We start from the raw sequence: 15,019 nt of genomic DNA, 5'->3' as shown, positions 1-15,019 counted from the left end.
CTCATTTCTAATTATTTTCAACTAGTTTTTCCAATTTCATTTTTTTGATTACAAACATATCGATAGGTCAATAACAGCGACATAAAACAGGAATATCGAGTATGTAAAAAAGGATGAATTTTGAAGATATTCATCCTTTTATTTCACTAGTTCAGCTTCAATCTTAAACGCGATTCCTCGCTCATGAACTTTTCACTTTTTTTTGAGTTTTTAATGTTATTTTCATTTTTATTTTATTTTCAATCTTATTTTTATTTTCATCTTTATCTTTATTTTTAACGCTATTCTTCTTTTCCTTGCTTGGGACTGCAACTTTCCTTTTCTCATTCGCCAGTCGCCAATAGCTTATTACTTTTCGGTACATTGACTTATCTGTCAGTTGGTTGAAAATATATGGATCAGGCTTCGTGTTCACCTCAATAATCCATGGGGTAAAGCTACGATCCAGTCCAATGTCCACACCAATTTGCCGGAAATTCGGATATGTTTTTTGTAGTTGCGTAGCAATGGTAATCCCCAGTTCATTGAGCTTTTTGATCAGCTCAGCCTGCTTACTTTGCGGCAAATGTGATTTCAGTAGCTGCTCTATGGCCATCGGCTTACCACCACTATGATAGTTGGTCACGATTTTACGAGGATGACCCAGCCGTCCAATAATCCCGGTAGCTTCCCATGGCCCTTTTGCATTACGCTGCACCATGACCCGGATATCAAAATAACGATTTTGATGGCGCAATAAATGGATTCCCTTTTGAATAAGATAACTTTTTTTTCCAGTGTGTTTCGATAGGCTGGTAATTAGTGCATCCAATTGTTTGAATTCCAGACGCTTTTCCTCATACTGGTAAGCAAAACGTTGGCCTGCCTCCTTTTCAACTTTCATCACACCTTTACCAAAGGTACCTAGATCAGGCTTTACATAGACCATGCCATACTTCTCCAACATTGATTTCACATTTGCTTTGCTGTATTTACGGGTTTCAGGTATAAAACGCTTGATGCCTCCGTGCTGGAGCAACAATTTGGTTTTATTCCATTTGCTGCGTATCGCCTGCGCTTGTGAAGAATTCACTTGCCCCTCTCCTCTCTACTTTCAGGGTAGAACGCACCTGTTAAAAGCTCAATCTATCGTATGCGCCAAATCCCCATTCGTAGCTCCATTCGCCCTCTCCTACATAAGAATTAGACGACTGCCCTTGCCCGGTCGAAAGTGCCTGTCCATGCATACAATAAGGTGAGGCACCAGTAGCGTATATTTGCACGTACAGGGAGTGAATAACATGTCTGCGCAATCCGTTGGGCCACAGAAGAGTTCCCTCACAATCGATGTGCTAATCCCGGCAATTGAAAAAGATTTGGCTACACTTCCACTAGTTATTGACAGTCTGCGTCGTCACGTGCAGCACCGAATTGCAAACATTTATATCATTTCACCACAAAGCACTAAACTTCGCCGTCTATGTGCCAACAAGAAGTGTACATTTGTAGATGAAAAAATAGTGCTGCCCATCACTAAAAAGCATATTCGTTACGGAACAACACGTTGGGACCGCTCAGGCTGGCTGTATCAGCAATTGCTCAAAATGAATGGCGACAAAATCAGTAAATCGTCTTTTTTTCTCGTTATAGACGCGGACACCATTTTGATTCGTCCACATACGTTCCGTAAAGATGGAAAAACAATTTTTTACTACCGCAATTGGAGTCAACCTGAGTATTTCCGCACTTATCGTAAGCTGATGGGCGCTAAAGCTCCCTCACCAAAGTCCTTTGTCACTCACTATATGCTTTTTGAAAAAACACGGCTCGCCCAGCTCAAACAAGTTATAGAGGCTAAGCACGGGAAACCTTGGTACAACGCCATTATCCAAAGTATTGACCGGACAAAACAGTTTGGATTTTCCGAATATGAGACGTATGCCAACTATCTATACAGCAATGAGCCCTCTCGGATGATTTTGCGCAAATCATTGAATAAAGCGCTTCATAGTCGTGCTTCTTCACTATCGCAAAAACAATTGGATGTCTTCGCCCAAAGCCACCGCTCCTTATCTTTTCATCAACGCAAAGTGTACCAGCTAGCTGCAAAAACAAAGATTTAATCTTCATTGAAATAGTTCTCAAAAATAGAAAATCTCGCAATTGCTGATGCCATCCAAATGGATCTGCATTGAAGGAGGAAACGTCAGTGCGCATCGTATTATTATGCGGTGGGGCCGGAAAACGGCTGTGGCCATTATCCAACGAGATTCGGTCAAAGCTGTTTCTCCGGTTGTTGCCCGCTCCTGACGGGCAGCAGGAATCTATGCTCGGTCGGGTGTATCGTCAGCTTACCTTAGCCGGGCTGGATTCCTCTGCCCTGCTTCTGGCTCATCGAAGCCAGGTAAATCTAGCCTCTCGCCATACAGAAGGTCGTCTGCCTGTTCTTGGCGAGCCTGCCAAACGAGGAACCTTCACCGCTGCTGCACTCGCTGCTGCTTATTTTCACACGAGAGGCATGGGGTTGGATGAAGTTCTCTGCATTGCTCCAGCAGATATGTTTGCAGGCGACGACTTCTTCGACAGGATAAGAGCGCTCTCTAGTCTATTGCTGGAGAGCGGAGCCGATCTGGCTATGCTTGGGACAAGACCTACCCATGCCTCTGACCAATATGGCTATGTCGTTCCAGGTCAGCAAATAAGGAAAGAAGGGAGATCGGCCTATGCACAAGTTGCACGCTTCACAGAAAAGCCGGATCTCTCTGGCGCGCAGCAGCTTATTAACCAAGGCGCGCTCTGGAATTGCGGTATTTACGCTTTTACGTTACGGTATATGCTGTCTTGTATGGAACAAAGCCAATTGCCGCTGAACGATAAAGAACTGTGCGCAATGTATGATAGCCTTCCGGTTCGTAGTTTCGATGAGGAGGTTGCGGAGCGTACTGAACGGGCCGTTGTCCTACCTTACGAGGGCGAATGGCACGATATCGGCAACTGGCAGACCTTAACAGAGCAGTTAGGAAGCCAAGTAATCGGACGAGGTCAAATCAGTGGCGAGACTCATGGCACACACATCGTCAATGAATTGCCCTATCCGCTTCATGTCATTGGCGTAGAGGGAATTATTGCTGCTGCAAGCCCTGACGGCATTCTCATTGCATCCAAAAACCATGCCCATGCGATCAAGGAGCAGCTAGGCAAACTCCAACTTCACCCCATGCATGGCGAAACCTCTTGGGGAAGTTACCGGGTGCTGGACGAATTTGATCACCGAAGTCCGCATGACATATTAGCTCTACGACTGACAGTGTTACCGGATCATCGCTTGAATGGACGTATTCACGGCAGCGGACTTAAAGTATGGATGATCGTATCTGGTCGGGGAGAGGTTATGTTGAATGGAGAACGCTTTGCTGCCGCTAGCGGCTCTGTGTTCAGCATTCCAGTCGATACGCATCACACGCTCTGTGCTGATCTGGATTCAAAACTTGAACTGATCGAGGTACGCTTGGGTAACAGTTTGGTGAGCGCCTTCTATAGATCCGAGTCCTGACAACACAGAGCTACACCTTCTTTCCACAAAAATCGCACATAAAAAAAATCGCTTTTGAGAAAGGTGAGTACAATCCTTTGCTCATAAAGCGATTTTTTTGTAATATTACACCTCATAAGGAAACCGTTCTAACCTTGCCAGATAAATAAACCTTGTTGGCCTCAACTATCCCGGCCTCTCTTAAAAAGTGCTGTACGATCTTCATCTGATAGTGTATACGTACTTTCTGGGGCAGGCTCCACCCTGTTTCCACAGTAACTGCACGTGCCCCTAAAATACGGGATGCAGCGGTGCGGGAGGAACCTGGGAGCTCATGCAACCGTAAATTAAAATGTTGGTTTTTTACCTTGATCGAGCGATTCATTCGCTTCATAATCCGGCGCATCGTAGGAATTATCGGATTGCCCTTATTGGAGATAAGCGTTTGACCAAGTACCTTGGCATCTTTTTGTGATAATCCATTCGCCTCATGCAAGTCGAGATACCATTCGGGGTGATGCTTTTGTGTTAATTTGAATAGAGCAGCGGAAAGCGGTTGTGTTGCCGCCTGCTTTTTCTGGCGCGGAAAGGTCCGATTAAGATCAGGTTTTCCTCTGATCCGCTTGCGGTAAGCCACTTGGTTCACTATCGGCACAATAATAAGCTTGCCATGGCTGAATTTCAGTTTTTGCTCATTCAAAAGCTTTACCAGCTTCTCCGCAGCGCGTATACTTGCTATTTCATTACCATGTATGCCTGCAACCACCATCGCACACGGACCTTTCTGTCCCGCTGTGGCTACATAATAAGGAGTCGCCCAAGAGGAGCCTTTTCCAAGCATATATCGTATGACCTGCATTCCCCTCACCTCCGTACAGACTTTCGTTGCCCCCTCTTCTGCTCTCGCCGGCGGATGATCTCACGGTATAGTCTCAAGTAGTTGCTGGTCATCTGTTTGTTGGTAAATCTTTGGTTAACATATAATCGAAGCTGCGCAGGTGACGGATAATTTTTTCGGTGTGCCTTTCGTGCCATTTCGCCGACTGATTTGCAAATCAACTGTGGAAAGCCTGACAGTACCTCAGAAACGGAGCCATTTTTTAATGCCAGTACCGGTGTTCCACAAGCCATAGCCTCTACCATTACGAGTCCGAACGGCTCTTCCCACAGTGATGGAAACAGCAGGCACTCTGCATGTTTCAGCAACTTCTGTTTCCGATCCCCCCCTACTGACCCCACATAGCGTATATTCGGATTGCGCTGAATTCGTGTCTGAATCTCTCGGCGAAAAAATACAGGGGCTTTGATAGGACCCGCAATAAGCAGTTTTTTTCCTGTTCGCTCTGCAACCTGAATGGCCTGCAATACACCTTTATCTGGTATGATTCTGCCCATGAACAGCAAATAGCCGCGCTTCTCACTGCTGAACTCATATTCATGCGTATTGATGCCGTTATAGATATAAAATCCCTTGCCTCCGCCCATTAGTTGACGTGCTCGTTTACTAACATATACTGGGTTTTTACCGTGTCTTTTTACTGGGAGATGAACGGTGCATACTGATGGGCACGGCAACTTCCTGCGCCCCATTGCAGAGCGGAACGTATGGTCATGAATGATATCAGTGCCTGACGGCATATGCTGAAGTACATATTGGGGGATCTGACTATGTGTCAAACCCTTGGGATAAGTAATCAATTGCGCGCTGCTCCTGCTCCCACGAGCGGCAAAAAGAGATACATGATGCCCTCTTCTCACTAATTCCTCTGTTAATTCATGCACGATCTTTTCCGTCCCGCCCTTGATGGAAGGTACAGGCTGTGCATTGGGATAGTTGGATATGACTTGCACTATAGTTAGAGGCCGGTTATCGAGTGCTCTGCTCGGCTTTGAAGCCATACGAATTCCCCTTCCTGAACGAAAATACGGTGATCTTTACGATGTCAACGGGAATCTAGCATATTCCCGTACAAGTTATACGTTGTAGTATATAGGTATGTATGTTTTGTATGATTGCTTGTGCCAATCGTCTGCAAGTCGGTTTTTGTCATACGGACCTAGCTATAAAAACAAACTTATATAGCTTGTCAAGACAAAGTTAAGTAGAAAATTCTCATCGTTTTCTAATAAAGCAGGGCAAAACGTTGGGGTAACAGGTTTGTAACCATGTGTGGTAAATTCCGGATTTTTTATTTGTGTTATTGTCATCTCAGGACATCAACACAATACGAATAACGGAGGAAATTATATATGAAAACTACTTCTAAAAAATTGTGGATGGGTATTTGCTTTACGATGACTTTGGCACTGAGCGCTGGGAGCTTCGTCGTTGGACCAGAAACTATTCATGCTGCTTCGGCAAGTAAAGGTGATCAGATTATTTCAACAGGCTCCCAGTTTATGGGCGTACGTTATGAACATGGAGCTCCAGCAGGCAGTACAAGCTCTTTTGATTGCTCTTCGTTCACTCAGTATGTTTTTGCACAAAATGGAATTCATCTTCCACGTTCGTCCAAACAGCAGTCAACTGTAGGCACTTATGTACCGCGTAGTCAGCTTAGAAAAGGCGATTTGGTCTTTTTCTATGCTCCAATTCATCATGTAGCCATTTACATGGGAGACGGGAAAATTTTGCACACGTTTGGTCAAGGCGGCGTTACGGTTACAGATCTGAATTCAAGATGGTGGAGTTCCCACTACACAGAAGCACGTCGTGTCCTTTAAGAACATTTCAAACTACAATCTGCTGAAAGCTTAACTTACGAAAAACAATAAAAGGCTGTTCCCCTAAGTAGATATATCTACTGGTGGGACAGCCTTTCCTGTTGTTTCTGAGGCAGCGTGACGATGACCTCCGTTCCTTCACCTTCTACGCTCTCCATTCGGATCGTACCCTGATGAGCATCTGTTATTGCCTTGGCAATCGGCAATCCCAGCCCAGTTCCTCCGGTTTTACGATGTCTGGAGCTGTCTACCCTATAAAATCGTTCAAAAACTCGCTTGATTTCGCCCTCAGGTATACCAATTCCGTAATCTTTAACCCGGAGGAGAACATCTTTTTCATTTGAAGATATCCAGATTTCGATTTTCTCTGAGCTATACTTTAACGCGTTATCCAGCAGGATGACTAGTAACTGCTTCATTTTTGCAAGATTGGCATCCAGCCAAATCTCCTTCTCTTCTGTAAAAATAGAAATTTGGCGGTCATGAACAGGCTTGAGATGTGCTACTACCTGTTGACAACAACCGATCAGTTCTACCCGTTCATACGGTTCGGAATCTTTGTGCTGTGAGGAGGCCAATGTCAGCAATTGCTGCGTCATCGTACGCATTCGCTGGGTTTCTTCATAGATTGATTCAATCGATTCCTTACGGATCTCCTCGTCATGCGTCCCCCACCGCCGCAGCATGTTGGCATAGCCCTCAATAATCATCAATGTCGTATTCAGTTCATGTGAGGCATCGGAAACAAACTGCTGCTGGCTCTGGAAACTTTCCTCCAACATTTCCATCATTCGGTTAAAAGTAGTGGTCATCTGAGACAACTCATCTTGATTGTGACCGCCGACAGGAATTTTTTTGAACTTCAAACTTCTCTCGATTTCCTGCATCGTCTGAATACTACTGGAAATTGGCAGCAATATCGCATTCGCCAAAATCGTGCTACCTACCAGACTGAGCAACATAGCTCCAACAGTCGAGGTGATCAGAATTGTATTTAAAATATCGAGATTGGTTTCCAGCGCATCCCACTTTTCTGCGATCTCCAGTGTCCCTTTTTGATTACCTTCCGGAGAAAGCACTGGAAGATGGATGATCAGAATTTTATGATTCTGCACTTCCGTCAGTTGAGAGCTTTGAGAAAGGTTAAAACGTATATCGTTCAGTTTAAAACGGGATTGGCGGCTCACTTCATACAGGAGATGGGATTGCTGATCAAATACCCTCAGAATCGTATCACTGGAAAGTTCATCTTTCAGCTTGGGGCCCCATGCATTTTTCAAAATCATCGTGGGTCCTGTTTCGGTAATAATTTCAGTCCACTTCGTTTGTAGCACTTCTCTTTCATTGCGAGTAGCGATTTTGACAAATAATAGATGGACTGTGACGTCCACGAACAGAAGAATCGTCATCACTAAAATGGAGCTCAGCAGGGTAATTTTGGTCCGCAGCTTCAATGCTCTTCCTCCCGGATACAGTACCCAACGCCACGCACGGTTTTAATCAATTTCTTTTTGTACCCATGATCAATTTTTTTACGAACATACCGGATATAAACATCTACTACATTCGTATCACCGACAAAATCAAACCCCCATACGTCCTGAATCAATTGATCCCGATGCAATACTTGATTTTTATGCTCCATCAGATATTGAAGCAGATCAAATTCTTTGGGCGTAAGTTCGATGTGTTTTCCTTCCCTCACCACAAAGCGGGTCTTGCGTTCCAACACCAAGCTATCGACTTGAAGTATGGACTGCTGCTTGTCTTCTTTGGGTAAAGCGGTAGCTACTGGCTCCAATTGGTGTCTCATACTGGCTCGCATCCGTGCTAATAACTCCTCAATTTCAAAAGGCTTGGTAATGTAATCGTTGGCGCCTCCATCTAGACCTGATACTTTATCAGGAGTAGTGTTACGTGCAGTGACCATGATTACTGGGGTATGATTGTCCACCTTTCGAATCTGCTTCAGCACCTCAACTCCGTTCATCTCCGGCAGCATCACATCCAGGATAATAATATCCCATCTATGGGCTAATGCTTTTTCCAGTCCTTCTTTTCCCGTCTGTGCAATTTCAACCGCATATTTTTCGTGAGACAACTCCAACTGAAGCAATCTGGATATCTTCTCTTCATCATCAATGACCAGCACCGACTTTTTCATCACAAAACCACCTATTTTCTATAGAAAAAACTAATAAACAACGCACATGCCATTCATTTTTTATTTGATTTTAAGCTTTTATCCGTATCGTCGCTCTATAATATAACTTTGTAATTCAATTTTTTGAGGTTAAGGAGTAATTTATTCATGTTAATTAATGTAGACTTTGCTTTGTTTCACTGGATCAATGAATTGGCTAATCACCTCGCCTTTTTGAATGGGACTATGCGTTTCTTGGCGCAATATGCACCGTATCTATTCGGAGTAGCTTTACTGGTGTACTGGTTCACCTTTAAAACACCACATCGGATGATGGTTTTAGAAGCCGTTATCACGGTTTGTATCGGTTTTATAATTAGTTGGGGACTTGGACACTTGTTTTACAGAGATCGGCCTTTTGTCGGGCACACGGTCATTCAGCTTATTCATCATGATCCCAATGCTTCGTTTCCGAGCAACCATGCACTTGGAGCTTTTGCTCTGGCAGCAATTCTATGGCTTCATCATCAAAAATATCGTGTCCTCTGGATGGTCTTGGCTGTGCTTATTGCAATATCCCGTGTATGGACCGGGGTTCACTATCCTTCAGATATTTTGGCAGGAGCGCTCATTGGGGCAGGCTGCGCAGTTGGTGTTCATAAATTCATTCGCAGTCGGAAGCTTCCAGGCATCTTCATGCAAGCGGCTATTATTTTTTATGAACAATGGGAGCAGAAGCTGGGGCTTAAGCCTGTGGCACAAACGAAAACTAAGATGGCTAAACCCACTTCCTCTGTCCAAATAAAAAGCAGACGCTAATGCATCTGCTTTTTTAACTTCACATCTATGCCGCTCATTAGGCTGTCGATTTGGTACGAATTGATAATTTTCGTTCTTCATAACGCTGATAGAACCAAATGCAGGCCGCCATCCAGCAACCACTCATGAAATAGCCCCCCACAACATCACTCGGATAATGCACGCCCAAATAGATACGGCTTATCCCGATCGCCAAAATGAGCAGACTACTGAGCACAACAAGAAGGATACGACCTCTCCTGGAAGGGACATGCTTCCATAATAAAAACGTCAGCGCCGCATACATACTAAAAGCTGTCATGGAATGTCCGCTTGGAAAGCTATATCCATTGGCTTCAATAATACGGTGGATTTCAGGTCGCGCACGACGAAATAGCATTTTTAGTACCGTATTCAGCAGTACTGATCCCAGCACCGCAACCGCTAAAAAAAGCAATTCTCGACGGTGTCCCAATACGCTGTACAGCACGAACATGGCAATTAAAATGATAATCACCACTGGAATCCCGCTGCCGATCATGGTGAAACATTTCATAAGACGTGTCATAGCAGGCGACTCCAATTGTTCAATAGCTGTAATAATCCTGTAGTCAAAATACCGTACTTGCTGGTCGCTGACCCATAATGCGATTAAGCCAAAACCGAGGGCACATATTATACATGTAAGCAGCGCCAGGGAAATCGGCAGTTTCGTAGGTAATTGCTTCATTGTTTAGAGGTCCTCCATCATCTTCATCCCATAATTAAACAAAATGCAGCATTCATATCGTCCATGTATTTACTTTACCCACTTTTCTTGTATCATTTCAGAAAAGATTAGCCTTTAGATTAAAGCATGGTGCTTCTGATGCAAAAATAGCAAAAAAAGACACCACCCAAGCTTATAGGCTCGAATGGCATCTAGTCATTACACGTGAATACTGCAGACGCAATTCTATATCAAACAAATCGCATTTTCCTGTTAGGTTGGCGTAACTTCGCTGAGTTTAATCTTATTCTCTGCTTCCTCGATTGGATACCGTTTGCGAAACCACAGCGATTGAAGCAGCAAAAAGGTGCCGCTTACTGTCCAGTATAAAGGCATAGCCGCGGGAGCATTAAAGGAAAAGACCGCCATCATTATCGGTGAAAGATAACCCATGATAGCCAATTGCTTGCGCTGGTCAGCCGTCATCTGGAACTGAGAAAGCTTGGACTGCGCCAAGTATACAATTGCAACGATAATGGCCAAAATCCAGTCCGGCTGTCCGAGCCGAAACCAGAGGAAAGAGTGAGAGGCCAGCTCTGGCGTGAGTCTGATCGCAGTATACATACCGCTTAAAATTGGAAGCTGAATCAGAATAGGCAGGCAACCAATATTGAGCGGATTGAATTGATGCTCTTTGTATAATGCCATCATTTCCTGCTGCATACTCTGCTGGCTGGCGGCGTCTTTCTTATTTTCATACTTCTTCTTAATTCGGTCTAAGTCAGGCTGCATAGCGCTCATCTTGCGCTTCATTCCCTGCTGGGCACGTGTTTGGCGCATCATCAGCGGTAGTAAGGCCAGACGGACAATGAATGTTAAAGTCATGATCGCTAGACCAAAACTTCCACCAAACCACTGTGCCAAATGCTGAATGAGCCAAGAAAGCGGGAATACTACGTAATGATTAAAAAAACCAGGTGTCTGCGCATTAATCTCCGCAGCATTCGCACCACAACCAGACAGCAGCATGACCAGCCCCAAGGCTGCGATTAATCCCAATATCCGTTCTTGTTTACCCCAAAAAGTGAATCCCTTGAATCGTTTCATATGTTCCTCCTCGTTGATTGACTGTGCCATCATTCAACAAGGGAGAACAATCGGAAGCATCTTCATCCGGCGCTTCCTTCCGCCGAATGTGACGTGCTAGCCGGACCGGCATGTCCTGTCCACGGGCAGACATCGGCATCAGCGGAGAAGCATGCGAGCGGACGGGCCCGCCTTCGACCCAGCATTCGTCTATGCTGCCATGCAAATGAGCAAGATACGTATACGTCACTGTACACAGCAAGCCAATCGTAAGTAAATAGGGGAGTAAGTCCTGAAGCTCAAACAAGGGATTCACCTCCTTCGGTATGTTGCTACAATTATAGCACGAAACCGGACAATCGACTAATCTTTAATTAGAGATAGAGATTACACTAACCTCACATGAAACTTTTGGATTTATTTACAGTCTAATTAAAGGAAATATTCTGTAAAGCTTACTCCCCTATTAACTATTAAAGGAGCCAGCGCGTATGAGAAAAACGGCAATTAATACATTGTGTACAGGATTAGCAATAATCAGCCTCGGTCTACCCCTGATCAGCAGTGGATTCGCTCAAAAAGTAAGTGCAGAGCAATCTGCGGTCACCATGAGCAGCGGAGCTTATAGCACTGCGATCCAGGCACCTGTGATCAAGCCTACCTGGTCTTTTTCTGTTATCCCAACTGATAGATATTCAGAGCAAACAGTTGCAGTAGCAGTAAACAATAAGGTGTTCGCAGTTGATTCTAACCACAGACTGGTTGCTCTTGAGGCCAGCTCAGGACGAAAATTGTGGCAGTATGGTGATCAGCTTACCCCTGTTTTAATCCAGAGCAATGGCATCATCTATGGGATGACACAGAGCGGCGCCATCTATGCCGTAACAACATCAGGCAAGAAAGCTTGGACCACTCCGTTAGGATATACAAAGGCAGATCATATTCATCGAATTGGCTCTACAGTATACATTACACAATCGGAGCATACCGCTGCCGTTGATGCTGCTAGCGGCAAACTCAAATGGAAGATTAGTGAGGAAAAGGACTTGTACCACGGTCTGGACAAACTCATGGAAACCGATGGCGTCCTCATCCGCAATTACAACGTACAGGGCAGCCTGACCTTTGAGCAGATCAATGCATATGACGCTAAAACCGGCAAAAAGCTCTGGGACAACTTCAGAACTTCCTTTCCACTAGCGGTCAAAGACGGGATTGTATACTCTGTTACCAACACGTTTATGATGGAGGATGATGACCCGGTTAACCATAAAGTTACGATCGCACAATACGACCTCAAGACAGGTAAATCTAAAGGAGATCGACAATATCGCTGGACCGAGCCTAAAAAAAAAGAAGGTGATTACCAATCTGGCGGTGTATCTGGTATTGCTTTTTTGTACAGCAAAGATCTATATATCTTTCAGGGAAAGATACTAGCTTCCTATGACTTCTGGAACTACAAGCCAGACAGCAAACCTGCCCGCAAGTGGTCACAAGAAAGCTATGGACACCTCTCTTCTTTATCAGCTATCCATGAAGGTCGCATTTTCTACGAAGATTATAGTTCCAACAGACTAACTGCCATGAAGCTGTCTTCAGGTCAATTTATTCAATTCGATGGGGATAATCCGACGGTTCAAGCTGACGTAATTGGCAAAGGAGTCTATATCGGGCAATCGGATGGCGTTTTTCATGGCTATGATTTAATGACCTTAAAACCCGTGTTTACTGTGAACACCGGCTCACGTTCCTTCGGTCCAACGCTCAAATCCGGCGGGATGATATTTATTCAAAGTGGGAGCCGTCTGCTTGGCGTCAAGCTCCCTGCTTCCTTAAAATAGAAGTATTAACTAGAAAGTACGCTCTTACGATACGTTAAATACTTAACGAATAGCAAGCATACGATTCAGTGCCTGTACAGCGTCCTGTCTGATCTGAGCATCCACACGAATGACTCCTACAGGCTCTCCCCGATCAAGCTGCTCCATTGCCCACAGCAAATGGGGGAGATCGATCCGGTTCATGGTCAGACAAGGACACATATCAGGGTTGAGCGATTCAATTTGCTGTTCAGGGTACTGCTGCTTGATTCGTTGCACGAGATTCATCTCTGTGCCAACGGCCCACTGGGTTCCCGGCTCTGCCGCGCGGATCGTATCGATGATGAACTTGGTAGAGCCCGCGCAATCTGCAAGCTGCACAACCTCATAAGAGCATTCGGGGTGAACGATAACCCGGATATTCTTATCGCGTTCACGGACGTTCTGAATATGATCTACCGTAAATTTTTCATGAACTGAACAGTGCCCTTTCCATAAAATAATTTTTACGGATGCCGGGTTTTGTTTAGTCTCCAGCTGATCAGTCATGGGATTCCATACAGCCATTTCATCCAGCGGGATTCCAAGATCATAGGCTGTATTGCGTCCCAGATGCTGATCCGGCAAAAATAAAATACGTTCCTTTTGCTTCAGCGCCCAATCCAGCACCTGCTTGGCATTCGAAGAGGTCACAGTAGCGCCGCCATGCCGTCCTACAAAGGCTTTGATCTCTGCGGTGGAATTGACATACGTTAACGGAATGATCGTATCGCCTACCAACTCCTGCAAATGCTTCCACGCTCGTTCCGTCTGCTCCATGTTCGCCATATCTGCCATCGAGCAGCCTGCGCGCATATCCGGCAGAACAACGGTTTGCCGATCGGTAGTCAGCATATCCGCTGTCTCCGCCATAAAATGAACCCCGCAAAATACAATGAACTCCGCTTCCTGATTTTTTGCAGCCAGTTGAGCAAGCTGTAAAGAATCGCCTGTGATATCAGCAAATTGGATAACCTCATCCTTCTGATAGTGATGGCCTGGAATGAGCAGCTTTGAGCCCCATTTTTGTTTCAGTTCAGCTACACGTTGCTCCATATCAGCAACCGACAGTGTTTTATAATGCTCTGGCATAAGTCCACGATTTCCTTGTAAAACGTCTAGCATAGACATTCGAATCCCTCCATATCCTTGCGGTTGACTGTCCTTCGCCCACGAATAGATAACCGCATATGTTTACATGTGTCTTGACACCTATATTTACACATGACTACAATAATCTCAAGAGTTTTTGGAATGGAATTATTTTTAAGCGGGGAGGATTGACTGTGATTTACCTGGACTATGCCGCTTCTACACCTATGTGTGACGAAGCTTTGCATATATATAGCGTGTTAAATAAGGAAATGTTCGGAAATGCCAGCAGCCTCCATGATGCAGGCGGTCAGGCAGCCTACACACTAGATTATAGCAGGCAACGAATGGCAAATATGATTGGCGGGCAACCGGAAGGCATCTATTTTACAACAGGAGGAACAGAATCCAATATGTTGATCGTGCAATCGATCCTGAACGGGTTGCCGCAGCACAAAAAGCATTGGATTATGAGCGCTTTGGAACATCACTCGATGTACAATCTTGCTAAAATGCTAGAACAACAGGGCTATGAACTAACCATTGTGCAACCAGATCAGGAAGGACGAATAACTCGTGAAGTTCTTATCCCCCATCTTAAAGACAACACCGGGCTTGTATCGGTACAACACGCCAACTCAGAAACAGGTCTGATTCAGGATCTTGCCGCCTTGTCTCCTCTGCTCCACGAACGCGGTATTATGCTGCATAGTGATGCAGTGCAAACATTCGGAAATGTTCACATTGATGTAGAAGTCATGGGAGTGGATGCACTCTCTATATCAAGCCATAAAGTGTATGGCCCCAAGGGTGTCGGTGCTGCATATCTCAAACCTGGAACGCCATGGCGTTCAGTGTATCCCGATACACTGCATGAAAACGGATTTCGTCCCGGAACGGTTAATGTTCCTGGAATCGCAGCCTTTGTCGCGGCGGCAGAAATGATGACTGAACAGATGGAGATGCATCAAGAGCGATACGCTACCCTGCGAAAATACTTTATTGCGAAAATTCAGGAGAAGTCTATTCCGTTACATTGGATTGTACAGGAAAACGAGAAAAAAGCTGTGCTTCATCATATTGTGGGATGTTTT

At 44.9% G+C, this 15,019-nt stretch carries 15 protein-coding genes; 6 read left to right on the top strand and 9 right to left on the bottom strand.

The window, feature by feature from the left end; all coding sequences use genetic code 11:
- Positions 1–181: 181 nt before the first annotated feature.
- Positions 182–1,072 (bottom strand): YheC/YheD family protein, encoded by an 891-nt coding sequence (locus AC5V8P_RS14620; protein ID WP_064797058.1) that lies wholly within the window; start codon positions 1,070–1,072, stop codon positions 182–184.
- A 208-nt stretch (positions 1,073–1,280) separates the two neighbouring features.
- Here AC5V8P_RS14620 and AC5V8P_RS14615 point away from each other — a divergent pair, with 208 nt between their 5' ends.
- Positions 1,281–2,102: a DUF6492 family protein gene (locus AC5V8P_RS14615; RefSeq protein ID WP_064797059.1), complete on the top strand. Its 822-nt coding sequence runs from the start codon at positions 1,281–1,283 to the stop codon at positions 2,100–2,102.
- Between the two features lie 86 nt (positions 2,103–2,188).
- Positions 2,189–3,532, top strand: coding sequence for a sugar phosphate nucleotidyltransferase (locus AC5V8P_RS14610; RefSeq protein WP_063210691.1), 1,344 nt, complete (start codon positions 2,189–2,191; stop codon positions 3,530–3,532).
- 112 nt (positions 3,533–3,644) lie between these two features.
- Here the strand turns inward: AC5V8P_RS14610 and AC5V8P_RS14605 are convergent, their stop codons facing one another.
- Both AC5V8P_RS14605 and AC5V8P_RS14600 read right to left on the bottom strand, forming a co-directional pair.
- A complete protein-coding gene (locus AC5V8P_RS14605) occupies positions 3,645–4,370 on the bottom strand; it encodes a succinylglutamate desuccinylase/aspartoacylase family protein (RefSeq protein WP_063210689.1) in 726 nt (241 codons plus the stop codon).
- A 5-nt stretch (positions 4,371–4,375) separates the two neighbouring features.
- Complete coding sequence (locus AC5V8P_RS14600; RefSeq protein ID WP_063210687.1) at positions 4,376–5,410, bottom strand: glycosyltransferase family 4 protein; 1,035 nt, start codon at positions 5,408–5,410, stop codon at positions 4,376–4,378.
- Positions 5,411–5,761: 351 nt separating this feature from the next.
- Between AC5V8P_RS14600 and AC5V8P_RS14595 the strand changes: the two genes are divergently transcribed.
- Entirely contained in the window at positions 5,762–6,235 is a 474-nt protein-coding gene (locus tag AC5V8P_RS14595) for a C40 family peptidase (protein WP_064797060.1), read from the top strand.
- Between the two features lie 77 nt (positions 6,236–6,312).
- On the opposite strand, the gene AC5V8P_RS14590 is transcribed toward AC5V8P_RS14595, so the two are convergent.
- Together AC5V8P_RS14590 and AC5V8P_RS14585 are read right to left on the bottom strand one after the other, a co-directional pair.
- Complete coding sequence (locus tag AC5V8P_RS14590; protein ID WP_064797061.1) at positions 6,313–7,689, bottom strand: sensor histidine kinase; 1,377 nt, start codon at positions 7,687–7,689, stop codon at positions 6,313–6,315.
- Positions 7,686–8,399 (bottom strand): response regulator transcription factor, encoded by a 714-nt coding sequence (locus AC5V8P_RS14585; protein WP_064797062.1) that lies wholly within the window; start codon positions 8,397–8,399, stop codon positions 7,686–7,688. Before AC5V8P_RS14585 ends, AC5V8P_RS14590 begins: the two co-directional genes overlap by 4 nt.
- Positions 8,400–8,546: 147 nt before the next feature.
- On the opposite strand from AC5V8P_RS14585, the gene AC5V8P_RS14580 reads away from it, so the two are divergent.
- Positions 8,547–9,197, top strand: a complete 651-nt coding sequence (locus AC5V8P_RS14580) for an undecaprenyl-diphosphatase (RefSeq protein WP_064797063.1) — start codon at positions 8,547–8,549, stop codon at positions 9,195–9,197.
- Positions 9,198–9,234: 37 nt separating this feature from the next.
- Here AC5V8P_RS14580 and AC5V8P_RS14575 read toward each other — a convergent pair whose 3' ends face one another.
- The 3 genes from AC5V8P_RS14575 to AC5V8P_RS14565 form a co-directional block, all read right to left on the bottom strand.
- Positions 9,235–9,906 (bottom strand): phosphatase PAP2 family protein, encoded by a 672-nt coding sequence (locus tag AC5V8P_RS14575; RefSeq protein WP_064797064.1) that lies wholly within the window; start codon positions 9,904–9,906, stop codon positions 9,235–9,237.
- A 252-nt stretch (positions 9,907–10,158) separates the two neighbouring features.
- Positions 10,159–10,992, bottom strand: a complete 834-nt coding sequence (gene yidC / locus AC5V8P_RS14570; RefSeq protein WP_063210674.1) for a membrane protein insertase YidC — start codon at positions 10,990–10,992, stop codon at positions 10,159–10,161.
- Positions 10,958–11,287, bottom strand: coding sequence for a hypothetical protein (locus tag AC5V8P_RS14565; RefSeq protein WP_231887424.1), 330 nt, complete (start codon positions 11,285–11,287; stop codon positions 10,958–10,960). The genes yidC and AC5V8P_RS14565 overlap by 35 nt, the downstream gene beginning before the upstream one ends.
- A 175-nt stretch (positions 11,288–11,462) precedes the next feature.
- Here AC5V8P_RS14565 and AC5V8P_RS14560 point away from each other — a divergent pair, with 175 nt between their 5' ends.
- Entirely contained in the window at positions 11,463–12,815 is a 1,353-nt protein-coding gene (locus AC5V8P_RS14560; RefSeq protein WP_064797065.1) for a PQQ-binding-like beta-propeller repeat protein, read from the top strand.
- Between the two features lie 42 nt (positions 12,816–12,857).
- On the opposite strand, the gene nadA is transcribed toward AC5V8P_RS14560, so the two are convergent.
- A complete protein-coding gene (nadA, locus tag AC5V8P_RS14555; protein ID WP_064797066.1) occupies positions 12,858–13,964 on the bottom strand; it encodes a quinolinate synthase NadA in 1,107 nt (368 codons plus the stop codon).
- Positions 13,965–14,119: 155 nt separating this feature from the next.
- On the opposite strand from nadA, the gene AC5V8P_RS14550 reads away from it, so the two are divergent.
- Positions 14,120–15,019: IscS subfamily cysteine desulfurase (locus AC5V8P_RS14550; RefSeq protein ID WP_495473697.1), on the top strand; the 900-nt coding region annotated here is incomplete at its 3' end.

Source organism: Paenibacillus sp. N119s, assembly GCF_059447605.1.
Note: the sequence above shows the minus strand (reverse complement) of the source record. Positions and strands in the feature narration are given on the sequence as shown.

Excerpts from the sequence above, each read along its gene's own strand:
- AC5V8P_RS14560 (WP_064797065.1), top strand. The coding sequence starts at position 11,463 with ATGAGAAAAACGGCAATTAATACATTGTGTACAGGATTAGCAATAATC.
- yidC (WP_063210674.1), bottom strand. The coding sequence starts at position 10,992 with ATGAAACGATTCAAGGGATTCACTTTTTGGGGTAAACAAGAACGGATA.
- AC5V8P_RS14595 (WP_064797060.1), top strand. The coding sequence starts at position 5,762 with ATGAAAACTACTTCTAAAAAATTGTGGATGGGTATTTGCTTTACGATG.
- AC5V8P_RS14615 (WP_064797059.1), top strand. The coding sequence starts at position 1,281 with ATGTCTGCGCAATCCGTTGGGCCACAGAAGAGTTCCCTCACAATCGAT.
- AC5V8P_RS14605 (WP_063210689.1), bottom strand. The coding sequence starts at position 4,370 with ATGCAGGTCATACGATATATGCTTGGAAAAGGCTCCTCTTGGGCGACT.
- nadA (WP_064797066.1), bottom strand. The coding sequence starts at position 13,964 with ATGTCTATGCTAGACGTTTTACAAGGAAATCGTGGACTTATGCCAGAG.
- AC5V8P_RS14585 (WP_064797062.1), bottom strand. The coding sequence starts at position 8,399 with ATGAAAAAGTCGGTGCTGGTCATTGATGATGAAGAGAAGATATCCAGA.
- AC5V8P_RS14575 (WP_064797064.1), bottom strand. The coding sequence starts at position 9,906 with ATGAAGCAATTACCTACGAAACTGCCGATTTCCCTGGCGCTGCTTACA.
- AC5V8P_RS14580 (WP_064797063.1), top strand. The coding sequence starts at position 8,547 with ATGTTAATTAATGTAGACTTTGCTTTGTTTCACTGGATCAATGAATTG.
- AC5V8P_RS14600 (WP_063210687.1), bottom strand. The coding sequence starts at position 5,410 with ATGGCTTCAAAGCCGAGCAGAGCACTCGATAACCGGCCTCTAACTATA.